Raw genomic sequence first — 23888 nt, forward strand, 5'->3', positions numbered from 1 at the left:
TATTATTTTTGAAAATTAAACCATAAGAAGAATAAGTAGGTGAAGATATGACAACTGAAAGAAAGTTTTTGCCCATAAGCAAAAAAGATATGAGAGAAAGAGGTTGGGAGCAATTAGATTTCATAATTGTTACAGCTGATGCATACATTGATCATCATAGTTTTGGTACTGCAATTATTTCGAGAGTACTTGAAGCAAATGGATATAAAGTTGGGATAATACCACAACCAGATTGGGATAATATTTATGATTTTCAGAGATTTGGGAAGCCTAAATATGCTTTCCTAGTTAATGGTGGAAACATGGATCCTATGGTCAATCATTATACTGTAAGTAAAAGATTAAGAGAAAAAGATTTCTATTCTCCAGGTGGACAAATGGGACTTAGGCCTGATAGAGCGACAATTGTTTATTGCAATAAGATAAGAGAAGCTTATAAAGATATAGATATTGTAATAGGAGGAATAGAAGCAAGTCTTAGAAGATTTGCTCATTACGATTATTGGAGTGATAAAGTAAGAAAATCAATATTAATTGATAGTACAGCTGACTTGTTAATTTATGGTATGGGTGAAAAACAAATAGTGGCCGTTGCAGAAAGTTTAAAGAATAAAGTTCGAGCAAAGGATATAACTTATATTAGAGGTACTTGCTATGCTACAGAAAGTTTAGAAGATGTGCAGGATTATATTGAAATTCCTTCGTATAAGGAAGTATCTACAAATAGATATAAATATGCGGAAGCAAGCAAAGTAGAATATGAAGAACAGGATTCTGTTCGTGGTAATATTATCGTACAAAAGCATGGAAGTAAATATGTGGTACAAAATATTCCAGAAGCCCCTTTAAATAGAGAGGAATTAGATGAAGTATATGGACTTCCATATATGAGAGATTACCATCCTGTTTATGAAGGGAAAGGCGGAATAGCTGCAATTGAAGAAGTTAAATTTAGTACAGTAAGTTCAAGAGGCTGTTTTGGAGATTGTAAATTTTGTGCTATAACTTTCCATCAGGGAAGAGTTGTTCAAAGTAGAAGTAAAGAATCAATATTACAAGAAGTAGAAGACATTACAAAACTTCCAGATTTTAAGGGATATATTCATGATGTAGGAGGGCCGACTGCAAACTTTAGAAAACCAGCTTGTTCTAAGCAGTTAGCTTTTGGAGCATGTAAAAATAAAGAGTGTTTATCTCCAGATGTTTGTAGAAATATGGATGTAGATCATACTGAATACCTTGATTTGTTAAGATCTATAAGGAATGTACCAAAAGTTAAAAAGGCATTTGTGCGCTCAGGTCTTAGATATGATTATATTATGGCTGATAAAGATGATACGTTTTTTAAAGAATTAGTAGAACATCATGTAAGTGGAAAATTAAAAGTTGCGCCTGAACATATTTCAAAAGATGTACTAAAATATATGGGTAAACCGGCTGGTGAAACTTATGATAAATTTGTAAATAAGTTTGAAAAAATAACAAAGAAACTTGGAAAAAAACAATATATAATTCCATATTTAATGTCATCTCATCCGGGAAGTACTTTAGAATGTGCAATTGAGCTTGCTGAGTATCTAAGAGATATTAACTATCAACCAGAGCAGGTACAAGATTTTTATCCAACACCAGGTACATTGGCTACAACAATGTATTATACCGGATTAGACCCAATGACAATGAAAGAAGTTTATGTACCAAAGACTAAGCATGAAAAAGCTATGCAAAGAGCTCTGCTTCAATATAAGAATCCAAAGTACTATACACTGGTCTATGAGGCATTAACACAAGCTGGTAGAACTGATTTGATAGGAAATGGTCCAAAATGTCTTATAAAAGACAAAAATAAAAGTGTCAAAGGTTATAATTCTAGCGTTTCCAGAGGTAATGAAAGCCAAGGAACTAATAGGAAAAAGCCTTCAGACAGATTAAAGGCTGATAGAATTTCTGATAGAAGAGAAAAAGGTAAGAAAGCAAAAGAAAAAAACTCGCCAAATGGCAAAAAGAAGACTATTAAGAAAAGATAAAATAGTAAATAGCATTGTAAAATTGCTGAAATGAAAGAATAAAGTGTTTTTGTTAGATCTTATATTTAGTTCATGAGTTGTAGCAATTTACTAATTTAATCGATAGTATATATTGAAATTAAGAATAAGTTATTGATTTTTCAGCATGTATTTGCATACATGCTGAAGTTAAATTTCTACATTTTGATCCTAATTTGGTAGTTAAGTATTAGAGTGCTAGATGTGGATTTTTATTATTTCGGTATGATTAAGAGAAAGGGGTAAAAATGGGGGATATTTTAATAAAAGCGTTTAGCTTTATATTGATTATTGCGATAGGATATAGTTTTAAAAGGATAGGGGTTTTTGGGCCTAAAGACTATAAAATTATAACTAAAATTATAATGAATATTACTTTACCGTGTGCACTTATTACTGGATTTGCAAATTTTAAAATGGATACATCAATGCTTTTTATTATTTTGCTTGGATTTTTGGGAAACATTATAATGTCTTTCGTTGGTTTTGTTTTAGCTAGGAATAAGGATAATAAAGAAAAAGCCTTTAATATGCTAAATTTAGCTGGATATAATATAGGATGTTTTACCCTACCATATGTGCAGAGTTTTATGGGTGCATATGCTGTTGGGATAACAAGTCTCTTTGATATAGGTAATTCGATTATGTGTACAGGAGGCACATATGCACTTGCATCAGGTGTTGTTGGTGAAGGAAATGATCAAAGCATTAGAGCATTTCTTAGAAAAATGTTCTCATCTGTACCTTTTGATACTTATATGCTTATGTTTATAGTGACAATTACAGGTATTAAGTTGCCACAGGTGATATATACAGTAACTTCAAATCTAAGTGCAGGAAATGCGTTTTTGTCCATGCTTATGATTGGCATGGTTTTTGAATGCAAATTCCGAAAAGAACAGCTAGTTAAAGTTGCTTCTATTATAAGTATACGTTACTTGTTTGCAGCAATATTTGCAGTTATTATTTATTTTTGTGTACCGTTCTCAATGGAAATTAAGCATGTACTAGTTATTTTGGTATTTGGCCCAGTTCCTGTTCTTGCACCAGTCTTTACGGCTAGATGTAAATGTGATGAAGGCTTAGCGGGGGTAGTAAATTCTTTATGTATACCTATAAGCATAGTTATAATAACTTTATTGTTGTTTATTATTAATTAGTATAATCGAAAAAGTAATATTTTGATAAATGGATTAAACCACTAGGCATAAAAAGCATGTGGTTTTTTGTTATGTTAATAAATTATTTACTAACATAATACGTATGTTCTAATAATAAATCTATATTTAAAACTCTAGAGGTCAAAGTGTCCACTTAAATCTAATAGAAAGTAAAAAGATAATTGTGATATATATAGATAATATTTCTAAAATATTATATAATAATTATTATTATTTAAGATTTTAAGGAGGAGATGAAATTGAAAAAATTAATCTCATGGAACGTAAATGGGTTAAGAGCCTGCGTAAAAAAAGGCTTTTTAGAATATTTTAAGGAAATAGATGCTGATATATTTTGCATACAAGAAAGTAAACTTCAAGAAGGTCAAATAGATTTGGAACTAGATGGATATACAAGTTACTGGAATTATGCTGAAAAGAAAGGTTATTCAGGCACTGCTGTATTTACAAAAGAGGAGCCTTTAACTGTAAAAAGAGGTATTGGGATAGAAGAACATGATAACGAAGGAAGGGTACTTACTTTAGAGTATGGTAATTTTTACTTAGTAAATGTTTATACTCCTAATTCTAAGCAAGGATTAGAAAGACTTGATTATAGAATGGTATGGGAAGATGTATTTAGAAAATATTTAAAAGAACTTGAGAAAAACAAACCTGTAATAATTTGTGGGGATTTAAATGTTGCACATAAAGAAATAGATTTAAAAAATCCTACATCTAATAGAAAAAATGCAGGATTTACAGATGAGGAAAGATCTAAGATAACTGAACTATTAGAAGCAGGATTTATAGATACATATAGATATTTCTATCCTGATAAAGAAGGCATGTACTCATGGTGGTCGTATAGATTTAATGCCAGAGCTAATAATGCTGGATGGAGAATAGATTATTTCTTGGTTTCAGAAAGTCTTAAGGATAAATTAGAAGATGCAAAAATTCATATGGAAGTAACAGGATCAGATCATTGTCCAGTTGAGTTGACAATTAATCTATAATAGATAAAAAACAAAGCATAATAACTATATTTGAGTAGTTGGTTATGCTTTGTTTTTTTACTCATTGTACAATAAATCTTTTTATGCCTATCCAAGCGGTAAAGCTGGAAATGAAAGATAGTATACCAAATGTAAGCATCAAGAAAAGCGGAAGTGATATAGGAAAAAAGAAAATATGAATTCCTAATATTAGTGCACAGGCTAATTCGCCTAACAATGTATTTCTTATACACACAATACAAAGTAATATAGAATTTTTAAAAACATCTTTTAGAGGAAGAGAAACAGTAGTAAGCAACGGATAAATATACATGGATGCAAGTGCAAGTAAAACTGTGATAAAAAGACATAAATAGAAAACAAAATAGAAAATAGATTTCTCTTGAGCTAATTTTAAATAAAAGGATAGTGAAACACCTAAAAATGAAAATGCAATTAATATTATTAATCCACTAAATAATGATTGTTTCCAGTTGTTTTTAAAGGCTTCATGGAAATCTGAAAAAATATAAGTATGCTTTCTTTGGATCATAGACATTAAAATTGAAGTCATAGCACCGAAAGCTGGACCGATTGTAATAATAGGGAGGGAATATAAAACAAAGACAAAATTCAATTTAATTATATCCCAAAATCTCATAGTAAATAATTCAAAAAATAAATGTATACCTTCCTTTGGAGGCTCGTCCTTTTCTATATCAGGACCTTCGCGTTCGAAATTTGGGGTTAATAGTTTCATATTAATCAATCTCCTCAAATAAAATTTACCTAATATTATTGATATATTTATTTTAGATAAGTTTAAAGATAGTATATCATTTGAAAATTTAAAGTTCAAGATTATAAAAACATTTACATGCCATTAAGAAGTTCGTTATAATATAAAACATCTTAAGTTTTGTATAAAAAGGTCAAAATATGATTTAAATAAATCTAAAATAATTTAAATAAATATAACTTGAAAGTATTGACTTTAATAGATATAAGTATATAATAAATTTATGATAATAAGTTGCAACTTAAAAATAATGCATATGAAAAGGATTACTGGTGGCAAAATATCGATAAATTAACAAAAGAATTAAATAAACTAAAAAAATATATACATAAAATAATTTAAAAGGAATACAAGTTTATTGATATACTTTAAAATTAATTAAAATAAAGCGCGTATTTGTACAAGCTTTGTTTATAAGAGTTATTTTGATCACTGTTTTTAAAGGCATATATTTAATTAATAAAAATGAAATGGTGTTCACTAAATATATTAACTTCAAATAAATAATGGGAGGTAAAAATATGAAAAGTGTAAAAATATTAAAAAAACTTGCTGCTATTGCTGCTGTAACATCCATTGCTGCAACAATGTTAATCGGATGTGGTGGAAGTAGTTCGAGTACTAGCTCGAGTGGAGGAAAGGATTCAGCATCATCTTCTTCAGGAGATCAGTTAGAAATGTGGACATTTATTGAGATGCATAAAACGTTTTATGAAAAGATGTTAGAAAAATGGAATCAGAAAAACCCTGATAAGAAGTTAAATATTAATTTTACAGTTCTTCCTTATGATGATATGCATAATAAATTGCAATCTGCACTCTTGTCCGGACAAGGAGCCCCTGATGCATGTGATATAGAAGTTGGAAAATTCCCTAATTTTCTTAAAGGAGACCCACAATTAGAGAATCTTGATGATGTTATTTCACCTTATAAAGATAAGTTGGTTAAATCTCGTATAGATCTTTACAGTAAAGATGGACATAATTATGGACTACCAACACACGTTGGTGCATGTGTAGCATACTACAATACTGAAATCTTAGAAAAGGCGGGGATTGATTATAAATCTATAGCTACCTGGGATGATTTTAAAGCAGCAGGTGCTAAATATTATGCTGCAACTGGTAAAAACTTTGGGACAGCAGATACAAGTGCTCAATGGCAAGAAAGTCTTATGCTAGCAGAACAAAAATCAGATTTTACTGATGCGGATGGTAAGCCACAATTAAATAGTCCGCAAATGGTTAAAGCACTTACTACGTTAAGAGATTTACAAGATGCCCATGCAATAGCTACTATTCCAGGTGGACAACCTGACCAAACAGATGCTGAAGGTGCGATAAATAATGGGGACTATGCAGTTGCAATTATGCCTCTTTGGTATATGTCAAGATTTTTACAATACATGCCTGATCAAGCAGGTAAATGGGCAATTGCTCCGGCTCCAGTATTTGAAAAAGGTCAACTACGTTCTGTAGGTTTAGGTGGTACAGGTACAGCTGTAACTAAAACAGCTAAGAATAAAGAAAATCTTAAAGAATTCTTAGCATATGCAAAACTTTCAGATGAAGGTGAACAGGCAATATGGGAAGATTTAGGCTTCGATCCATGCAATACTGATTTATGGACTAAAAATGATATTACTCATAATCCAGAAAATAAGTTTGTAAAATACTTTAAGACTAATCCTTTTGATACATTAAACGAAATCAAAAATGAAATACAATTAATTAAATCAAATGATGCTATTCCAAGTATAAACAACGTTTTAAATACAGTTACATTAAATAGCATATTTGAAGATAAAAAAGATATAAAACAAGCATTAGATGAAGCACAGCAACAAGTAGAAAATGAATTGAAATAATTAAAAACATCCACACAGAGAAGCTTTTTACAAGCATATTGAGTTACAAAGATGGCTTCTCTGTATTATTTAAGCGTGGGAGGAGGAAGTTAAGAAATGGTAAAGAGATTTATATATAATAAAAAAGCAGCACCATATGTATTTATATTACCATTTATTCTTGTATTTTTACTTTTTTTCATATCTCCAATGGTAAATACGGTAATAATGAGCTTTGAGAATGTATTACCAGGATCGAGAAAATTTGTTGGGTTTGAAAATTATACAAAACTATTAGGGGATAAGGTTTTCTTAGTTGCGTTATGGAACAGCTTTAAATATATGATATGGACATTGATATTGCTTATTCCAATTCCAATGATACTTGCATGTATAATAGACAGCAAACTAATGGTTGGAAAAGAATTCTTTAAATCTGCATTATATTTACCGGCTTTAACATCTGTTGCTGTGGCAGGTATAATATTTAGATTTGCCTTTGGAGAACAATCTACTTCATTAATGAATCAGGTTGTTGCGCTATTTGGAATGGATCCATTTAAATGGCTAAAAAATGGAACTACAGGATTTATAGTATTGCTAGTATTGGCATGTTGGAGATGGACTGGTGTTAATATGTTATATTTCTTATCAGGACTTAAAAACATTCCTGCGGAATTATATGAATCAGCTGATATAGATGGAGCAAATACATTGCAAAAGTTTAGATATATAACAATACCTCAACTTAAACCGACAACAATTTATGTGCTTACTATATCTATTTACGCAGGTCTTGCAATGTTTATAGAAAGTTATATGGTATTTAATGGCAATAACTCGCCTAATAATATAGGTCTTACAATTGTAGGATATTTATACAGACAAGGTATTGAAAAAAATGCCATGGGTTATGCATCTGCTGTAGGATTAGTATTGTTTATTATAGGAATGGCTATTAATTTAGTGCAATTAAAACTAAATGGAACATTTAAGAAAGGAGATTAGTATGCAAAGCAATATTAGTTTGAATAATAAAAAAAATACGCAAAAAAATGCAGTAAGTCATGTAAAAAATTTGCCAAAAAGAATATTAATTTTTATGCTTTTTGCAGTCATAGCCGTAATATTACTAATTCCCTTTTATACATTATTTGTTTCTACGTTCAAGGATGGTGCATTAGTAATAGCAAATGGTATGGATGTATCAATAGATACTGCTAAAATGTCGTTTAAAAATTATATAATTCTATTCACAGAAAAAAATAGCTTATTTACATGGTTTTTTAATAGTTTATTTTTAACTATAGTGCAAGTAGTTTGCCAATTGTTTATCAGCGCATTTGTTGCATATGGTTTCGCAATGTACGATTTTAAAGGAAAGAATTTTCTATTTATATGTGTTTTATTCGTTATGATGGTACCTTTTGAGATTTTAATGTTACCTTTATATAACCAAATAAGTGATATGCATTTAACAAATACCTATATTGGAATAATTTTGCCGACTATAGCAAGTGCATCAACTATATTTTTCTTTAGGCAATACCTCTCCGGAATACCAAGAGACCTTGTTGAGGCAGGTAGGATAGATGGGGCATCGGAATATGGCATTTTCTTCAGATTAATTTTACCGATTATGAAGCCATCTTTTGCGGCAATGGCTATATTAAATGCAATGTTTAGTTGGAATAACTTATTATGGCCAATGTTAGTGTTGAAAGATGGTGCAAAATTTACTTTACCAATAGGATTAAATACATTATTAACGCCTTATGGAAACAACTATAATTTATTATTTGTAGGTTCTTTCATTTCAGTAATACCAGTATTTATTTTATTTGCATGCTTCCAAAAATATTTTGTAGAAGGTATGACAGCTGGAGCTGTAAAGGGGTAATATGATTTGATTTTCACTAAGGACTAGAAAGTCCAAACTAAATACTTAAGGAGATGAATTATAATGGCAAAAAAAGCAAAAATGGTGGTAGACAAAGACTTTAAAATATCCGAAATAGATAAAAGAATTTATGGTTCTTTCATTGAACATTTAGGAAGGGCAGTATATGGAGGGATTTATCAGCCAGGCCATATGTCAGCTGATGAAAATGGCTTCCGCACCGATGTAATGGAATTAGTAAAAGAATTAGATGTTCCAATTATAAGATACCCAGGTGGTAATTTTGTATCAAATTTCTTTTGGGAAGATAGTGTTGGAGAAGTAGCAGAAAGGCCAAAGAGACTAGAATTAGCTTGGAGAAGCTTAGAAACTAATGAAATTGGATTAAACGAATTCTCAAAGTGGACTAATGCTGTAGGATCTGAAATAATGATGGCAATAAATCTTGGAACAAGAGGAATTGCAGATGCCTGCAATCTTTTAGAATATTGTAATCATAAAGGTGGTACGAAATATAGTGATTTAAGAATAAAACATGGTGTTAAAGAACCACATAAAATAAAAACATGGTGTTTAGGAAATGAAATGGATGGACCATGGCAGATAGGGCATAAAACTTCTAAAGAGTATGGAAGATTAGCTCTAGAAACAGGTAAAGCTATGAAATTAATAGATCCAGATATTGAATTAGTTTCATGCGGAAGTTCAAATACAGCAATGCCTACTTTCCCTGAATGGGAAGCATCAACTCTTGATCATACTTACGATGTTGTAGATTTTGTATCTCTCCATCAATATTATGGTAATAGATTAAATGATACTGCAAACTTCTTAGCACAAAGTGATGATATGGAGCACTTTATTAAAACAGTTACTTCAACTTGTGATTATATAAAAGCAAAAAAACGTAGTAAAAAGACTATGCACTTAAGCTTCGATGAGTGGAATGTATGGTTCCATTCTAATAATGAAGATGATGATATAATGAAGAATCATCCATGGCAAAAGGCACCTGCACTTTTAGAAGATATGTATAATTTTGAAGATGCACTTTTAGTTGGATTAATGTTAATTGTTTTAATGAAACATTCTGATAGAGTTAAAATGGCATGCTTAGCGCAATTGGTTAATGTTATCGCACCAATTATGACAGAAGAAAATGGACCAGCTTGGAAGCAGACTATATACTATCCATATTTGCATGCATCTAAATACGGTAGAGGAATTGCACTTCAACCAGTAGTTTCTTCGCCAAAACATGATACTATAGATTTTACTGACGTAAAAGACGTTGAATCGATAGCAGTATATAATGAAGAAAAGGAAGAAGTTACAATATTTGCAGTTAATCGTAATTTAGAGGAAGATATTGAATTAACTTGTGATGTAAGAAGTTTTGAAGGATTTAAAATCATTGAACATATTGTGTTAGAGCATGATAATATGAAAATAGTGAATTCTCCAACAGGTGAAGCTGTTACTCCAAAATCTGTAGATAGAAGTAATCTGGTTGACGGAATTATAACTTCATCTTTGGGAAAAGCGTCTTGGAATGTAATTCGTTTAGGAAAGAATAAATAAAAAGTAATATAGATTAAATAGGATTTAACGACTAAAATTAATAGTGTTAAATCCTATTTTATTGGCAAAGAATCACATCCATCAAAATTACCAATGAAACATTCCATATTATGACAACTGCGATTACAAAAGTATATTACTTATTTCTGGTTAGAAAACATTTGAAATGGTATATAAATAAAATAAGAAGTAATATTTATGCCCTATAAATATTACTTCTTATTTATTATAAAAACGGATCTAATTCAATATATTTTAATATATATTGCAAAAATGATTCTTCATTATAATTCTAAAAATATTGCAATAATTTTAGTTGCAATTGTGAATTGTGAAATGTGCATTGTGAATTGCAACATATATATAATTAGATACAATGATCAACATCAAGATTCTTGAGTTAATGTATTATAAACAAGTCTTATGCTTATGCCTTGATTGTAATTGCCAAAGTTTTTTCCGAAAATAGTTAATCCACCAACGTGTTTTGTTTCTTCTGGAACAGCTAACTTTAGAAGGATATCACTTTTATAATTTAATTCTAAATCTTCTAGAGTGACATCTGAAATCTTTATTCCATCAATAAAAGTTCCGAAGGAATTTATGCTTAAAAGTTTTAGTAATCCGTATTGATTCCAATGAGGATTCCACCAAGATGGAGTCAAAATACCTTTACTATCACCAAAATCTCCAGGACTGGTCCATCTGCCAACATTGACATTATTTAAATAGAAATGTATATCAGATGGCCATATGCTACATACTCCAGGAGCTTCTGAACTTATTTCCATAGATATTTGCAATTCAGAGAATACTTCACTTGGTTTTAAATAGTTAGGGATTCTATATTCTATACTTCCTTTAGTGAACCAAAGAATATCTGCATTAATTCTTTCAGGATCAGCAAAATAATTTGGATTGTCTACCTCTCCTATAATACTATCCTTAGTTGCAATTCCGCATGTAGGGGCAATATCATAATTAGAATAGTGGCCTATATTTAAATCTATATGATATGAATTTTCTACATCTTGTTTACCAATATCTATTACAAATTTATCCTCGTGAAGAGAACATATCTTTTGTAATCCATGCTTTCCAGTTAAATTAGTAGTTTTTATTAATCCACACTCTTCTAATTTTTTTATATGCATAGTAACTGCACCATTAGTTAAATCAAGTTTCTCTGATAACTCATTCATATTTAATTGCTTATACTGTGATAAAATCTCTAATATATTCATTCTTACATCCGAACTTAAAGCCTTGAAGAGTGGTAAACTTTCCTTTAGATTTGTAATGTGAATCATAATAATCTCCTCTGTGTTGTTAATATTCGTTGAATCGAAATTAATGTTTAAATATTAATTTCGGAAAAATTGTACTTAAGTTATAGTTCGTTATAAAATTATCAAATAATAATATACTATGTTAAGATTATTATACCCTTTTATGAATTAGATGTGAATAATCATTTTAAATATTTTTAAAATAAAGTCACAATATAAGAAGTTATTTTTTGTTTAAGTTTTTTCTAAAATATGCATTTTTATATTCAGTTGGTGTGACATCTTCAAATTTTTTAAAAAGTTTCATAAAATGCTTATCATCATTAAATCCAACCTGAAGAGCAATTTCTTTTATTGAGAAAGATGAATTTAATAGAAGTTGTTTAGAAGCATAAATTCTTGTTTTGTTGATGTATTTTAAAAGAGACGTACCAGTATATTTTTTAAATGCCGAAGAAAGATAATCCTGATTGTAGTTAAATGTTTTGGCGATTTTATGTGCAGTTAAATTTGAATTATAATTTATATTTATCCAGTTTGCAATTTCATTTATTTTGCAATTGGTATTAGATAGTTTTTCATTTTGATGAATTATATTATCCATGAAATCTTGAGAGATTTCCATTGCCAACAGGCTTAATGCATAATTTGTTAAATATTCTGAATAACTCTTTTTGTTTGATAGATCAAGTAGTTGACGAAAAATAAGGCTTGTTCTTGCGGCAGAAGAAATTGAACCATATTCAGGTAAAATATAAACATCTGAAGAGGCTTTTTTTAATTCATTATCAAGATTGAATATAGAATCATTAATTTGTTCAGCGTTTAAAAGCTTATATTCAGCAGAAGTAATTCTAAAATGACACCAATAGTAAGAAAGATTCCCTTCAGATTTTTTATAACCGTAGTGAGTATGGAAGGGAAATAATATAATAAACTTATTTGGAGTAAGTTCATATTTTTTATCATCTTGTGCAATGTATAGTGTTCCCTTACAACCAATTAGAATAACAAAAGTATCGAGGTTTCTTTTAGAATGTATAAAATTTTCATTATTTATCAATTTTCCACTAGAACAATGAGTAAGGGGATATTTATTATCAGAGATAAAATAAAACATATAGGATTTCACCACCTATTATACTAAAATGAAAGTTGTTTCTATATAATAAATATACTATAGTTATATGTATAAAAGCTAGTCATATGCTTAAATAAGGGAATTTGTATTTTAGAGGAATGAATAAAATAGTTTTTGATAATTATAATAAATTAACCACCATAAAAATAAATTTAGGAGGAATTAATAATGAACTCAAATACCTTTAGTAAACCTTTGCAAATAAATCGTATAAATGTAAAAGATAATTTTTGGAAGAAAATGATGGAGCTAGCAAGAACTCATGTGATTCCTTATCAATGGGAAGCATTGAATGATAGAATAGAAGGTGCGGAGCCAAGTTATTGTATGCAAAATTTTAAGATTGCAGCTGGGATGATGGAAGGTGAATTTAAAGGTTTTGTATTTCAAGATAGTGATTTTGCAAAATGGATAGAAGCGGTTGGATATTCTCTTATGTGGAATAAGGATGAAGGACTTGAAAAAATTGCAGATGGAGCAATTGATATTGTTTGTGCGGCACAGCAGCCAGATGGATACCTAGATACTTATTACATTATAAACGGATTAGATAAAAGATGGACAAACTTACGTGATAATCATGAATTGTATTGTTTAGGTCATTTGATTGAAGGGGCAGTAGCTTATTATGAGGCAACAGAAAAAGATAAGTTATTAAATGCAATCGTAAAATATGTAGACTATGTGGATACTATATTTGGACCAGAAGATGGCAAATTGCATGGATATCCAGGTCATGAAGTAATTGAATTGGCTTTAATTAAACTGTACAAAATAAAAAAAGATAAAAAATATCTAAATTTAGCAAAATACTTTATAGATGAAAGAGGCAAATCACCATTATATTTTGAAGAAGAGGGGAAAAAGTACAATAATAAGTTCTGGTGGGAAGATAGTTACTTTAAATATCAATATTATCAAGCAGGTAAACCAGTAAAAGAGCAGGAAGTTGCAGAAGGGCATGCTGTAAGAGCTGTATATTTATATTCAGGAATGGCTGATGTAGCAAGAGAAACAAATGACGATGAGCTGCTAGAAGCTTGCAAGCGATTATGGAGTAATATGACTAAAAAGCAAATGTATATAACAGGTGGAATCGGATCATCACAATATGGAGAAGCATTTACTTGTGATTATGATTTGCCTAATGATACTATTTATGCTGAAACTTGTGCGTCTATTGGATTAGTTTTTTTTGCAAGAAGAATGCTTGAAATTGAACCTAAATCACAATATGCAGATATAATGGAGAAAGCCTTATACAACGGAATTATAAGCGGAATGTCAATTGATGGAACTAAGTTTTTCTATGTAAATCCATTAGAGGTGGTTCCAGAGGCTTCTGAAAAAGATCATTTGAGAGCACATGTAAAAGTTGAACGTCAAAAATGGTTTGGATGTGCATGCTGTCCGCCTAATCTAGCAAGACTTTTGACTTCTATAGGAAGTTATGCATATACATTAAGAGATCATACAATATTTATGCATTTATACATGGGAGGAGAAATATCAGCTAATTTCTCTGGAAAGAGTGTAGAATTTAATATTAGAACAAACTATCCATGGGATGAGAGTATAGACATTAATTTAAACATGAAGGAAGAAGCTGAATTTGAATTTGCATTAAGAATTCCTGAATGGTGTAGAAATTATGAAATAAAAGTTAATGAAGAAAAGATAAATTACAGTGTAGTCGATGGATATGCTTATATTAATAGGAAATGGAAAGATAGTGATAGAATTAGCATTTTATTTAAGATGCCTGTAGAAATAGTTAGAGCAAATATAAATGTAAGAGAAGACATGGGAAAAGTTGCTGTAATGAGGGGACCAGTTGTTTATTGCTTAGAGGAAGAAGACAATGGACCTGATCTGCACAGAGTTTATTTAAAGAGTAATCCTAAATTTACTTATGAATATGACAAAGACTTCTTAGGTGGTGCAATAGTACTTGAAAGTGATGGACTAGTAGTTAAAGAACAAGATTGTGATAAAGATAAGTTATATGTATATGACTCTAAAATTGAATTTAATGAAAAGAAGTTAAAATGGATTCCATATTATTTATGGGCTAACAGAACACCAGGAGAAATGATAGTGTGGGTAAGAAAATGTATTTAGTTCAATAAAGCTTAAAATTAAGTAACTTGTACGCTGTTTATGCAGATGAATATAGTATATAATTTTAAATGAACCTAAAGCAAAAAGCATAAACGTAGGAGGTACTTAGTTTTGAATGAAATTTTGACTAAAACAATAGAAGAAATGGCGGATATGGAATTTGACTGTGGCTGCGGAAAAAAACATAGAATAGACATAAAACATATCTATGTTGGAGAAAATGTATATAATAGAATTCTAGATGTCGCAAAAGAAATTTTACCAAAAGAAATCTTATTGGTCAGTGATAATAATACTTATAAAGCACTTGGCAAGTGTGTAGAAAATGAACTTACTGAATCAGGTTATAAGATAAATAATATTATATTATTTAGTGATGGAGATTTAATTCCAGATGAAAAAGCAATTGGACGAGTATTGGTTGAAGTAAATAATGAAACAGAGCTTATAGTTGCTGTGGGATCTGGAAGTATTAATGATATATGTAGAATAATAAGTGCAAAAACTCATATTCCTTATGTTATAATGGGAACAGCTCCATCAATGGATGGATATGCATCAACAGTATCACCTCTAATTATTGATGGAGCAAAGGTAACATATCCTGGGACTAATCCATATGCTATTATAGCTGATTCAAATATTATGAAAGATGCTCCATTTGAGATGATATGTGCTGGATTTGGTGATATACTAGGAAAATATACAGCACTTTCTGATTGGAGATTATCTAATACGATTCATAACGAATATTTTTGTGATACAACAGAAAAGCTAGTAAGGAATGCTATGTATAAATGTTTTGAAAATATAGAAGGAGCTGTTAAGAGAGATGTTAAAGCAATAGAATATATATCAGAAGCACTTATACTATCAGGAATAGCAATGACTCTTTCAGGAAATTCAAGACCAGCATCAGGAGCAGAACATCATCTTTCTCATTATTGGGAAATTGATAAGCTTTCAAGAAGACTAGAGCATCCTTTGCATGGCAATTCAGTTGGAGTTGGCACAGTAATATCGGCATGGGTGTATAAAAAACTTAATATTGAAGAAAGGTTTGGGATAGAGACTCCTGTGCCAGAAATAATAATAAATTTATTAAATTCTATTGGAGCTAAGTCTAATCCAAAGGCGTTAGGAATTGAGAAAGAATTATTTCATAGGAGTGTAATTCATGCTCTTGAAATCAGACCTAGATATACGATTTTGCAATATGCAAAAACTGAAAATATGTTAGAAGAATGTGCAAATGAATTAACGAATTTATTTTACGGAGAATGATAATATGCTAAAAGATAAAAAATTATTTTTATTAGATATTGATGGTACAATAGCTTTAGATACAACATTAATCGATGGTACATTAGAATTTATGGATTATGTTTTAAGTATAGGTGGTAAATATATATTTATAACAAATAATTCAACAAAAAGTATAGAAGATTATATTATGAAGTTTGATGACTTTGGAATTAAAGTTGATAAAACAAGTTTTGTAACATCATCTTATGCAACCGCAATATATCTAAAAGAAGTATATAAAGATAAAAAAATATTTGTTCTTGGAACAAAATCATTTATTAAAGAACTAAAAAGATTTGAGCTTAATATTACAGAAGATAAAGATGAAGATATTGTTTGTGCAGTAGTAGGCTTTGATAATGAATTAAATTATAAAAAGATAGAGGATATATGTGAATTACTATCAACAAGAGATATTGATTATATAGCTACTAATCCAGATCTTGTTTGTCCGACTAGCTTTGGTTTTGTGCCAGACTGTGGATCAATATGCGAAATGATTGAAAATGCAGTTAAAAGACAACCTTTATACATTGGGAAGCCTAATAAAACGATAGTGGAAATGTGTCTAGAACAAACTGGATTTACAAAGGAGCAAACTTTAGTTATAGGAGATAGATTGTATACAGACATTGCCTGCGGTATTAATGGTGGTGTTGATACAGCTGTAGTATTCACTGGAGAAGCAACAAAGGAAGATTTGAAAGATACAGAATTTAGACCAACATATAGCTTTAGTACAATCAAAGAGTTATATGAAAAGTTAGCTTTTTAATATACTTTTAGTAAAGCAAGTATTACAAGCTGTTAAGAATGAAATTGAAATTTTGTTTTTAGCAGCTTTTTTATACTGTAGATAATAACATTCCATGATAGTTTTGGACTTATTATTTATTTTATGTGCTTAATTAATTCTATACAATTTGTTTATAATAATTATTAGAAGAATATAATTTTCGTATCGCTAAGATAATGATTTTGATATAATATTTTTATAACATAACTAGATAGGAGGAGATTATAGAATATGAATTTAGAATATATTATGAATAAGTTGAAAGATGAGAAACCATATATTAATGGCTGGAAAAGAATGAGAAGGTCAGCTATAATTATTCCACTAGTTGAGATTGATAATGAAGTACATGTGTTATTTGAAGTTAGGTCTAAAAAATTAAGGAGCCAGCCAGGAGATATATGCTTTCCAGGTGGAAAAATAGATGGAAATGAATCTCCTAAGGAAGCCGCGCTTAGAGAAATATCCGAAGAACTTGGCGTAAAAAGCATTAATATAGTAAATGAATTAGATACTATAGTAAGGTATGATGGCATAATAATTCATCCGTATGTAGGAATTATTAAAGATCTTGATGAGATAAAGATAAGTGAAGATGAGGTTGATCATGTGTTTTATGTACCGTTATCTTATCTTTTAGATAATAAGCCTCGTATATATAATAATAAAATAAATATTGAAAGAGATAAAGAATTTCCATATGATTTAATTGTTAATAGGGAAAACTATAAATTTAGAGAAGCTAATTATAGATCTTTATTTTATAAATATGAAACTTATAATATATGGGGAATCACAGCTGAGATGCTACAAGATTTTTTGGAGAATTTGTAACTAACCATAAAAAATGAATCATTTCTATCAATATCATAACAATTCCCATAAAAATTAGTTTTTTTACTCTAAACATTGCAGGAATAGCTATATTGCTTGGAAATATGTATAAAAAGGAATTAACAAAAGAAGTCTAGAGCTGAGAGTAAAATCTTGGCTCTTTTTTCATACCTAGAAATAGAATTAGGGGGGAAATAAGATTGGATTAAGTAGTAAGCTACAGACAAATACATTAATGGATTATAGAGAATTATAGGGTTTTAAGATGATAATTAAAAATTATATTATTGTACAGCATTAATATGGGGGCGGTTTAGTAAGGAGAAAAATTAAATATAAGTGGAATGAAAGTCGCGAGTATTATTAGATAGTGATAAATTTATTTATATTTAATGAAAATAATTGTAAGGAAATGATATAATTTACATAAAGCGAAACGAAATTATAATTTGTATGATAGGTTGGATTAACAATTTGTTGGTAAATGAAATTCTCTGATACCATGATTTAAACGATAAGAATATATGTGTAATATTTAAGTCAAAAGAATCAAAGCTATTTTACGGCAATATTTACGAGTCGTGAATATTGAAAAATGTGTAGTGGGAAAAATATTATATAAATGATATTCAAGAAAAAACAAATTTATACAGATAGAGAATTTAAAGTAGGAATAGAATTATAAAATCTTTGGAGGTAAGTATGGATCAAAAAAGAGTTGCAGGAGAAAAATCAGCAGAATATATAAAAGATGGGATGATATTAGGATTGGGAACAGGCTCGACAGCTTATTACATGATTAAAAAAGTTGGAGAATTGATTAAAAATGGAATGAAGATAAAAGCTGTAGCAACATCAAAAAGTACTGAGAGTTTAGCAAGAGAACTTAAGATCCCTTTATTATCAATTGATGAAGTTGATAAGATTGATTTAGCAATTGATGGCGTAGACGAAATAGATAATGAATTTAATGCTATTAAAGGTGGTGGTGGAGCCTTATTTAGAGAAAAAATTGTGGCGAGTTTGGCTAATGAAGTTATATGGATTATGGATGAAAGTAAATTAGTTGATGGTATTGGAGAATTTCCTTTACCAGTTGAAATATTACCATATGGATACAAACATGTAATTAAAGAATTACAGGATTATTCATTAAATCCCAAAATAAGAATGAAGGAAGAAGAGATTTTTGTAACTGATAATGGTAACTATATAGTTGATTTGCATATAGGAAAGCCAATGAACATTAATGATGTTTATAATAAAGTTAATAAAATAACTGGAGTACTAGAAACTGGATTATTTATTAATATGTGTGATCGTATTATCATTGGAACAAGTAGTGGCACCAAGATTATTAATAATAGCAACAGTCAAAATGTGAAGATGGAGCAATTTAGATAGATATTATCTCATCTTAGAATGTATGCAGGGGGGATGATCACATGATAAGGGAAATAATAAATGAAGATTTTAATGGATTAATGCAATTATATATGCAACTTCATGGTGAATCTATGCCAGGAAAAACACCAGAAATAATGGAAGTATGGAATAGAATTTTGGAAGATAAAGAACATCATATTATTATTGCAGAGGAAGAAGGAAAGATAGTGTCTTCGTGTGTTTGTGTCATAATACCAAATTTGACACACAATCAACGACCATATGCATTTATTGAAAATGTAGTGACTGATAAACATTATAGAAATAAAGGATTAGCAACAGCTTGTTTGAACTACGCAAAAGAAATAGCACTTAAAGAGAAGTGTTATAAATTAATGCTATTAACTGGCTCTAAAAAAGATAGTACGCTAAACTTCTATGAACAAGCAGGATATAATCAAAATGATAAGACCGCTTTTATACAGTGGATATAATATAAATTGCAATTTATCTGAGAAGGAGAAAAGAGATGGTTTATTTGAATTATTTTACATTCCCTAATGAGGATATGGAATTTGACTTTTTCATGAAGGTAAAAAGAACCTGTTATGACTCGTTTTATCCGTTTAAGGTATTGTCACAACATGGTCTTAAAAGAATTGATTTTGAACCAGTTACTATTCTGTATGGAGGAAATGGTTCTGGAAAATCAACAGCGTTAAATGTTATAGCAGAAAAAATAGGAGTAAGCCGTGATTCTATCTATAATAAATCTAATTTTTTTCCTGATTATGTCAATATGTGTGATATATATGTTGAAACAGATATTCCTAAAAATAGTAAGATTATTACTAGTGATGATGTATTTGATTATATCCTAAATATTCGTAGTATAAATGAAGGAATTGACATAAAGAGAGAAAAGCTTTTTGAAGAATATTTGGAGTCTAAATATTCTCGATTCCAAATGAAGTCGATGGCAGATTATGAACAATTAAAAAAAGTAAATACTGCTAGGAGTAAAACACAATCAAAATTTGTGAGAAATAGATTAATGGATAATTTCAGAGAATATTCAAATGGAGAAAGCGCATTTATATATTTTACTGAAAAAATTGATGAGAATGGACTATATATATTGGATGAACCTGAAAATAGTCTTTCGCCAAAACGTCAAATGGAATTAATGAATTTTATTGAGGACTCCGCACGGTTTTTAAGATGTCAGTTTATTATATCAACGCACTCACCATTTATACTTGCTATGAAAGGCGCGAAAATATATGATCTCGATGAAAATCCTGTTGATGTAAAACGGTGGACAGAATTGGAAAATGTACGTACATATTATGACTTTTTCAAAATGCATGAAAAAGAGTTTAAATAATAAAAGATGGGAGTGTTAGAGTGAATAAAGAATTTTTAGAATCTGAAAGATTATTTTTGAAGCCCGTATCTTTTGATGTTAAGCATATCTTAACGAAAGCAGTTCCAATGGCAACTGAACGTATAAATTCATTAATGGAGATGGGCTATAAGCCAATTAACAAAAAATTCATTATATATGATGATTATTACTGTAGATAAATTTAATATTAAAAACAATATAAAGAATAATATAAAACTTATTTTTTTAGAATTTAGGCATAATCAAAAAATAAGAAGTCCATCTGCCAAGCCTATTTTTTACCATCCTGCGTCAGTAAATTACCCTAATAGAGACCTGCTATGAGACTAATTTGCTTCCTCGCCTGATGAGAAATAATCATAACATTTTGGACTTGCTATTTTCTTTAATATGCCTTAAAATTATAAAAATTCTGAGCTCTTAATTAATTATAAAATTAATTATTGAAAATCTCCTTTGCAACCGCTACAGCATTTAATACCTTTGGAAAGCCGACATATGGAATGCATTGTAAGAATACTTCTACTATTTCTTCTTTAGAGATCCCAACGTTTAATGCTCCATTAATATGAACTTTTAATTGGTTTTCGCACCCTCCTAGTGTAGTAAGAGCAGATAAAGTAACAAGTTCCCTTTGTTTTAAATCAAATGTTGGCCTTGTATAAATATCTCCAAAAGCAAATTCAATAATGTATTTTCCAAGGTCTGGAGCTATATCCTTAAGTGATTCTATTACAGCTGTTCCAGCGTTTCCATCAACCTCGTTAAGTTTATTTAGCCCTTTTTCATATCTATTTTCCATAATTGTAATACCTCCTACTTTTTGATAATATTATCATATATGCTGGAGTTAACTCCATGTCAAGAGGTAGGTGATTATTTTGAATTATTATATAGGAGAGTTTTCTGAAAAAATTGGTTTGAGCATTGATACACTAAGATATTATGAAAAGCTTGGTCTGATTTATCCTGAAAGAGATGAAGCTAACAAAAGAGTATATTCTGAAAAAGATATTGAGTGGCTAAAATTTATAATCCGATTAAAGGAAATAAATATGCCAATTAAGCAGATACAATACTATTCTAAATTGAGATATGATGGCGATGATACAATTAAGGAAAGATTAGAATTACTTGAAGAACAAATGGACAGGTTAAATATTGAAAAAAGAAAAATTGAAGAAAATATAATACACTTGGATAAAAAGATTAGTATATATAAGGAAATGATAGATAAAAAATAACTAATGTCTGTTAATCTAATTTTTATGAAATAATATATGGGAGGATTGAAATGAGCAATATGAAAGCAATTATATGGTTTTTTCCTATGCTATTTATAATCCATGATTTTGAAGAAATAATTTTTATCCAATCATGGATAAATAAAAATAGGTATTATTTATCTGAAAAGTTTCCAAAGTTATCAAAAAAGTTATTGCCTCATTTCGATAATATTACAACAGCATCTTTTGCTTTTGGGGTTGCTGAAGAATTTATTTTAATTATCATAATTACTATTATTTCGTACAAAGCAAATTGGTTTAATTTATGGATTGGCCTATTTATTGCTTTTACCACACATTTAATAATACATTGTTTTCAAGCATTAATAATAAGAAAATATGTTCCAGCAATTGTTACAAGCATTATCTTTTTGCCAATTTGTATTTATATTATTAAAAGTATAGCCAAAGTGTATACATCAAATATTATTATTTCATATTCTGTTTTGGGATTCATAATTATGTTAGTGAATTTATATATTGCTCACAAATGTATGGACTTATTTTCCAAACAGTTATTTAGGTATTAGAAATTTAAATTTAAATTAACTATTACAACATATATAATAGTTATTACTTTATTGTTGAGGTAGATAAACTTAATCTGTAGGTACCATATTCCATGATTTTATCAAGTAATAAATTAATTTCATCCATATTAGAGCATATGACTTTAAGCAAATAGCAGCCATCTCCACTAATCCTATGTGCCTCAGTTATAATTGTATTTTCTTTAATAAATTTTGTTAATTTATCATGTTGTGTGGTTTTCATGAAAATAGTAATAAATGCAGTAATGTTTTTGCCCAGCATAGAATTATTAATGCATACAGTATACTGTGTTATTATACCTAAATCCTGAAGTCGTATAATTCTATTGGATACTCCTTGAGGGGTTAGGTTTACATGCTCGCCAATTTCCTTAAGTGGTATTTTTGAATTAATCAATAGTATGTCTAAAATCTTCAAATCTATTTCATCAAACATAGAGCCTAAAATCCTTTCATTTTTAAAGAGAAACTAACGAATCTCTTTCACATTTCAACCTTAATTTAAGATACTATTAGTATAACAAATATAAGTAGATCAGCAAATGTAAAGGTGGAATGAAAATGAAAAAAGCATTGCTAGTAATTGATGTGCAAAATGAATATTTTACAGGTAAACTAAAAGTAACTTATCCTAATAATAGCTTTGATAATATATTGAAGGTAATGGATTATGCAAAAGAGAATAATATGATTGTTATAATTGTGCAGCATACAGCACTTTTTGGAGACACATTTATTAAGAATTCAAATGGATGGGAATTACAACCAATGATTCTTGAGAAATCGTACGACTATATTATCGAGAAAACTAAGCCAAGCAGTTTTTATGAAACAAATTTGGAAGAAATATTAAAAAAAGAAAATATAACTGAGATAGTTATTTCAGGATATATGACTCAAATGTGCTGTGACACGACAGCAAGGGAAGCTTTCCATAGAGGTTACCACGTTGATTTCTTGTCAGATGCTACAGGAACTATAGATGTAAATAATGAAGTAGGTGTTATAAGTAGTAAAGATCTTCATAAAGCTACTTTAATTGCTCAAAGTTTAAAATTTAGTAATGTAATAAGTACTATGGAATGGATGAAATTATCTAACATTTAATTTTGCATAGTACTTATATTATAAATAGAATATGAATTATATCTATAAATGATGCTAGGGTTAAAAGTAGCTTTCTTTGTTACTTTTAATCCTATTATTTTTATAACTAGAAAAATAAAGAAGTTTAGTTTTGAAAAATTCCTATATATTTGAGAATTATAGAATGGTTAAAGTGCAGCCAATTAAGCATTCACAGCTATCTTATTCTTTTTTGTTAAAGGATATTAAAGTATCTACATAAAATTACAAATGTGAAAGTGAGTAATAAAAGATTTGAAAATTTACTAAATAAACTATTTTATAATTTTAATAAATGTTTATTTATGATATTGTT

23 protein-coding genes are annotated in these 23888 nt (G+C 29.3%); 18 read left to right on the forward strand and 5 right to left on the reverse strand.

Annotated elements, in window-relative coordinates; all coding sequences use genetic code 11:
- Positions 1–47: 47 nt before the first annotated feature.
- From KEC93_RS12090 to KEC93_RS12100, 3 genes are all read left to right on the forward strand, one after another.
- The gene (locus KEC93_RS12090) at positions 48–2027 is read left to right on the forward strand and encodes a YgiQ family radical SAM protein (RefSeq protein ID WP_023976149.1); all 1980 of its coding nucleotides are present in this window, start codon (positions 48–50) and stop codon (positions 2025–2027) included.
- Between the two features lie 266 nt (positions 2028–2293).
- Positions 2294–3205 (forward strand): AEC family transporter, encoded by a 912-nt coding sequence (locus tag KEC93_RS12095; RefSeq protein WP_023976148.1) that lies wholly within the window; start codon positions 2294–2296, stop codon positions 3203–3205.
- Between the two features lie 254 nt (positions 3206–3459).
- Positions 3460–4224 (forward strand): exodeoxyribonuclease III, encoded by a 765-nt coding sequence (locus KEC93_RS12100; RefSeq protein ID WP_031276137.1) that lies wholly within the window; start codon positions 3460–3462, stop codon positions 4222–4224.
- Between the two features lie 61 nt (positions 4225–4285).
- Here KEC93_RS12100 and KEC93_RS12105 read toward each other — a convergent pair whose 3' ends face one another.
- Positions 4286–4963, reverse strand: coding sequence for a YesL family protein (locus KEC93_RS12105; protein ID WP_077869497.1), 678 nt, complete (start codon positions 4961–4963; stop codon positions 4286–4288).
- A gap of 560 nt (positions 4964–5523) precedes the next feature.
- Here KEC93_RS12105 and KEC93_RS12110 point away from each other — a divergent pair.
- The 4 genes from KEC93_RS12110 to arfA all read left to right on the forward strand — a co-directional run bounded on the left by KEC93_RS12110 (position 5524) and on the right by arfA (position 10330).
- A complete protein-coding gene (locus KEC93_RS12110) occupies positions 5524–6870 on the forward strand; it encodes an ABC transporter substrate-binding protein (protein ID WP_077869498.1) in 1347 nt (448 codons plus the stop codon).
- 96 nt (positions 6871–6966) lie between these two features.
- Entirely contained in the window at positions 6967–7857 is an 891-nt protein-coding gene (locus tag KEC93_RS12115; protein WP_012058574.1) for a carbohydrate ABC transporter permease, read from the forward strand.
- Between the two features lies 1 nt (position 7858).
- Positions 7859–8749, forward strand: a complete 891-nt coding sequence (locus KEC93_RS12120; RefSeq protein ID WP_012058575.1) for a carbohydrate ABC transporter permease — start codon at positions 7859–7861, stop codon at positions 8747–8749.
- A gap of 63 nt (positions 8750–8812) precedes the next feature.
- Entirely contained in the window at positions 8813–10330 is a 1518-nt protein-coding gene (arfA, locus tag KEC93_RS12125; RefSeq protein WP_023976143.1) for an arabinosylfuranosidase ArfA, read from the forward strand.
- 386 nt (positions 10331–10716) lie between these two features.
- Here arfA and KEC93_RS12130 read toward each other — a convergent pair whose 3' ends face one another.
- Together KEC93_RS12130 and KEC93_RS12135 are read right to left on the reverse strand one after the other, a co-directional pair.
- Positions 10717–11640 (reverse strand): ArsR/SmtB family transcription factor, encoded by a 924-nt coding sequence (locus KEC93_RS12130; RefSeq protein ID WP_077869499.1) that lies wholly within the window; start codon positions 11638–11640, stop codon positions 10717–10719.
- Positions 11641–11842: 202 nt separating this feature from the next.
- Positions 11843–12739 (reverse strand): AraC family transcriptional regulator, encoded by an 897-nt coding sequence (locus tag KEC93_RS12135; RefSeq protein ID WP_077869500.1) that lies wholly within the window; start codon positions 12737–12739, stop codon positions 11843–11845.
- Positions 12740–12928: 189 nt separating this feature from the next.
- On the opposite strand from KEC93_RS12135, the gene KEC93_RS12140 reads away from it, so the two are divergent.
- From KEC93_RS12140 to KEC93_RS12175, 8 genes are all read left to right on the forward strand, one after another.
- A complete protein-coding gene (locus tag KEC93_RS12140) occupies positions 12929–14881 on the forward strand; it encodes a glycoside hydrolase family 127 protein (RefSeq protein WP_077869501.1) in 1953 nt (650 codons plus the stop codon).
- Between the two features lie 111 nt (positions 14882–14992).
- The gene (locus KEC93_RS12145) at positions 14993–16165 is read left to right on the forward strand and encodes a sn-glycerol-1-phosphate dehydrogenase (RefSeq protein ID WP_077869502.1); all 1173 of its coding nucleotides are present in this window, start codon (positions 14993–14995) and stop codon (positions 16163–16165) included.
- Between the two features lie 4 nt (positions 16166–16169).
- Positions 16170–16961, forward strand: coding sequence for an HAD-IIA family hydrolase (locus tag KEC93_RS12150; RefSeq protein WP_017209295.1), 792 nt, complete (start codon positions 16170–16172; stop codon positions 16959–16961).
- A 252-nt stretch (positions 16962–17213) separates the two neighbouring features.
- Positions 17214–17816 carry an NUDIX hydrolase gene (locus KEC93_RS12155; protein ID WP_065416495.1) on the forward strand — a complete coding sequence of 201 codons (603 nt, stop codon included), beginning with the start codon at positions 17214–17216 and terminating at the stop codon, positions 17814–17816.
- 702 nt (positions 17817–18518) lie between these two features.
- Positions 18519–19220, forward strand: coding sequence for a ribose-5-phosphate isomerase RpiA (gene rpiA / locus KEC93_RS12160; protein ID WP_077869503.1), 702 nt, complete (start codon positions 18519–18521; stop codon positions 19218–19220).
- A gap of 41 nt (positions 19221–19261) precedes the next feature.
- A complete protein-coding gene (locus KEC93_RS12165; protein ID WP_077869504.1) occupies positions 19262–19696 on the forward strand; it encodes a GNAT family N-acetyltransferase in 435 nt (144 codons plus the stop codon).
- Positions 19697–19731: 35 nt separating this feature from the next.
- The gene (locus KEC93_RS12170) at positions 19732–20589 is read left to right on the forward strand and encodes an AAA family ATPase (protein WP_077869505.1); all 858 of its coding nucleotides are present in this window, start codon (positions 19732–19734) and stop codon (positions 20587–20589) included.
- Between the two features lie 20 nt (positions 20590–20609).
- Positions 20610–20789, forward strand: coding sequence for a hypothetical protein (locus KEC93_RS12175; protein ID WP_023976133.1), 180 nt, complete (start codon positions 20610–20612; stop codon positions 20787–20789).
- A gap of 257 nt (positions 20790–21046) precedes the next feature.
- Here KEC93_RS12175 and KEC93_RS12180 read toward each other — a convergent pair whose 3' ends face one another.
- The gene (locus tag KEC93_RS12180) at positions 21047–21412 is read right to left on the reverse strand and encodes a carboxymuconolactone decarboxylase family protein (RefSeq protein ID WP_023976132.1); all 366 of its coding nucleotides are present in this window, start codon (positions 21410–21412) and stop codon (positions 21047–21049) included.
- Between the two features lie 79 nt (positions 21413–21491).
- On the opposite strand from KEC93_RS12180, the gene KEC93_RS12185 reads away from it, so the two are divergent.
- Entirely contained in the window at positions 21492–21854 is a 363-nt protein-coding gene (locus tag KEC93_RS12185) for a MerR family transcriptional regulator (protein ID WP_077869506.1), read from the forward strand.
- Positions 21855–21904: 50 nt separating this feature from the next.
- A complete protein-coding gene (locus tag KEC93_RS12190) occupies positions 21905–22426 on the forward strand; it encodes an HXXEE domain-containing protein (protein WP_077869507.1) in 522 nt (173 codons plus the stop codon).
- Positions 22427–22469: 43 nt separating this feature from the next.
- Here the strand turns inward: KEC93_RS12190 and KEC93_RS12195 are convergent, their stop codons facing one another.
- The gene (locus tag KEC93_RS12195; protein WP_077869508.1) at positions 22470–22883 is read right to left on the reverse strand and encodes an Lrp/AsnC family transcriptional regulator; all 414 of its coding nucleotides are present in this window, start codon (positions 22881–22883) and stop codon (positions 22470–22472) included.
- A 125-nt stretch (positions 22884–23008) separates the two neighbouring features.
- On the opposite strand from KEC93_RS12195, the gene KEC93_RS12200 reads away from it, so the two are divergent.
- Positions 23009–23554 carry a cysteine hydrolase family protein gene (locus tag KEC93_RS12200; protein ID WP_023976128.1) on the forward strand — a complete coding sequence of 182 codons (546 nt, stop codon included), beginning with the start codon at positions 23009–23011 and terminating at the stop codon, positions 23552–23554.
- Positions 23555–23888: the final 334 nt, after the last annotated feature.

The organism is Clostridium beijerinckii (assembly GCF_018223745.1).
GTDB classification, from domain to species: domain Bacteria; phylum Bacillota; class Clostridia; order Clostridiales; family Clostridiaceae; genus Clostridium; species Clostridium beijerinckii.

Bases quoted from the DNA above. Each gene is read 5' to 3' on its own strand.
- KEC93_RS12090 (WP_023976149.1), top strand. From the start codon at position 48: ATGACAACTGAAAGAAAGTTTTTGCCCATAAGCAAAAAAGATATGAGA.
- KEC93_RS12095 (WP_023976148.1), top strand. From the start codon at position 2,294: ATGGGGGATATTTTAATAAAAGCGTTTAGCTTTATATTGATTATTGCG.
- KEC93_RS12100 (WP_031276137.1), top strand. From the start codon at position 3,460: ATGAAATTGAAAAAATTAATCTCATGGAACGTAAATGGGTTAAGAGCC.
- KEC93_RS12105 (WP_077869497.1), bottom strand. From the start codon at position 4,963: ATGAAACTATTAACCCCAAATTTCGAACGCGAAGGTCCTGATATAGAA.
- KEC93_RS12110 (WP_077869498.1), top strand. From the start codon at position 5,524: ATGAAAAGTGTAAAAATATTAAAAAAACTTGCTGCTATTGCTGCTGTA.
- KEC93_RS12115 (WP_012058574.1), top strand. From the start codon at position 6,967: ATGGTAAAGAGATTTATATATAATAAAAAAGCAGCACCATATGTATTT.
- KEC93_RS12120 (WP_012058575.1), top strand. From the start codon at position 7,859: ATGCAAAGCAATATTAGTTTGAATAATAAAAAAAATACGCAAAAAAAT.
- arfA (WP_023976143.1), top strand. From the start codon at position 8,813: ATGGCAAAAAAAGCAAAAATGGTGGTAGACAAAGACTTTAAAATATCC.
- KEC93_RS12130 (WP_077869499.1), bottom strand. From the start codon at position 11,640: ATGATTCACATTACAAATCTAAAGGAAAGTTTACCACTCTTCAAGGCT.
- KEC93_RS12135 (WP_077869500.1), bottom strand. From the start codon at position 12,739: ATGTTTTATTTTATCTCTGATAATAAATATCCCCTTACTCATTGTTCT.
- KEC93_RS12140 (WP_077869501.1), top strand. From the start codon at position 12,929: ATGAACTCAAATACCTTTAGTAAACCTTTGCAAATAAATCGTATAAAT.
- KEC93_RS12150 (WP_017209295.1), top strand. From the start codon at position 16,170: ATGCTAAAAGATAAAAAATTATTTTTATTAGATATTGATGGTACAATA.
- KEC93_RS12155 (WP_065416495.1), top strand. From the start codon at position 17,214: ATGAATTTAGAATATATTATGAATAAGTTGAAAGATGAGAAACCATAT.
- rpiA (WP_077869503.1), top strand. From the start codon at position 18,519: ATGGATCAAAAAAGAGTTGCAGGAGAAAAATCAGCAGAATATATAAAA.
- KEC93_RS12165 (WP_077869504.1), top strand. From the start codon at position 19,262: ATGATAAGGGAAATAATAAATGAAGATTTTAATGGATTAATGCAATTA.
- KEC93_RS12170 (WP_077869505.1), top strand. From the start codon at position 19,732: ATGGTTTATTTGAATTATTTTACATTCCCTAATGAGGATATGGAATTT.
- KEC93_RS12180 (WP_023976132.1), bottom strand. From the start codon at position 21,412: ATGGAAAATAGATATGAAAAAGGGCTAAATAAACTTAACGAGGTTGAT.
- KEC93_RS12190 (WP_077869507.1), top strand. From the start codon at position 21,905: ATGAGCAATATGAAAGCAATTATATGGTTTTTTCCTATGCTATTTATA.
- KEC93_RS12195 (WP_077869508.1), bottom strand. From the start codon at position 22,883: ATGTTTGATGAAATAGATTTGAAGATTTTAGACATACTATTGATTAAT.
- KEC93_RS12200 (WP_023976128.1), top strand. From the start codon at position 23,009: ATGAAAAAAGCATTGCTAGTAATTGATGTGCAAAATGAATATTTTACA.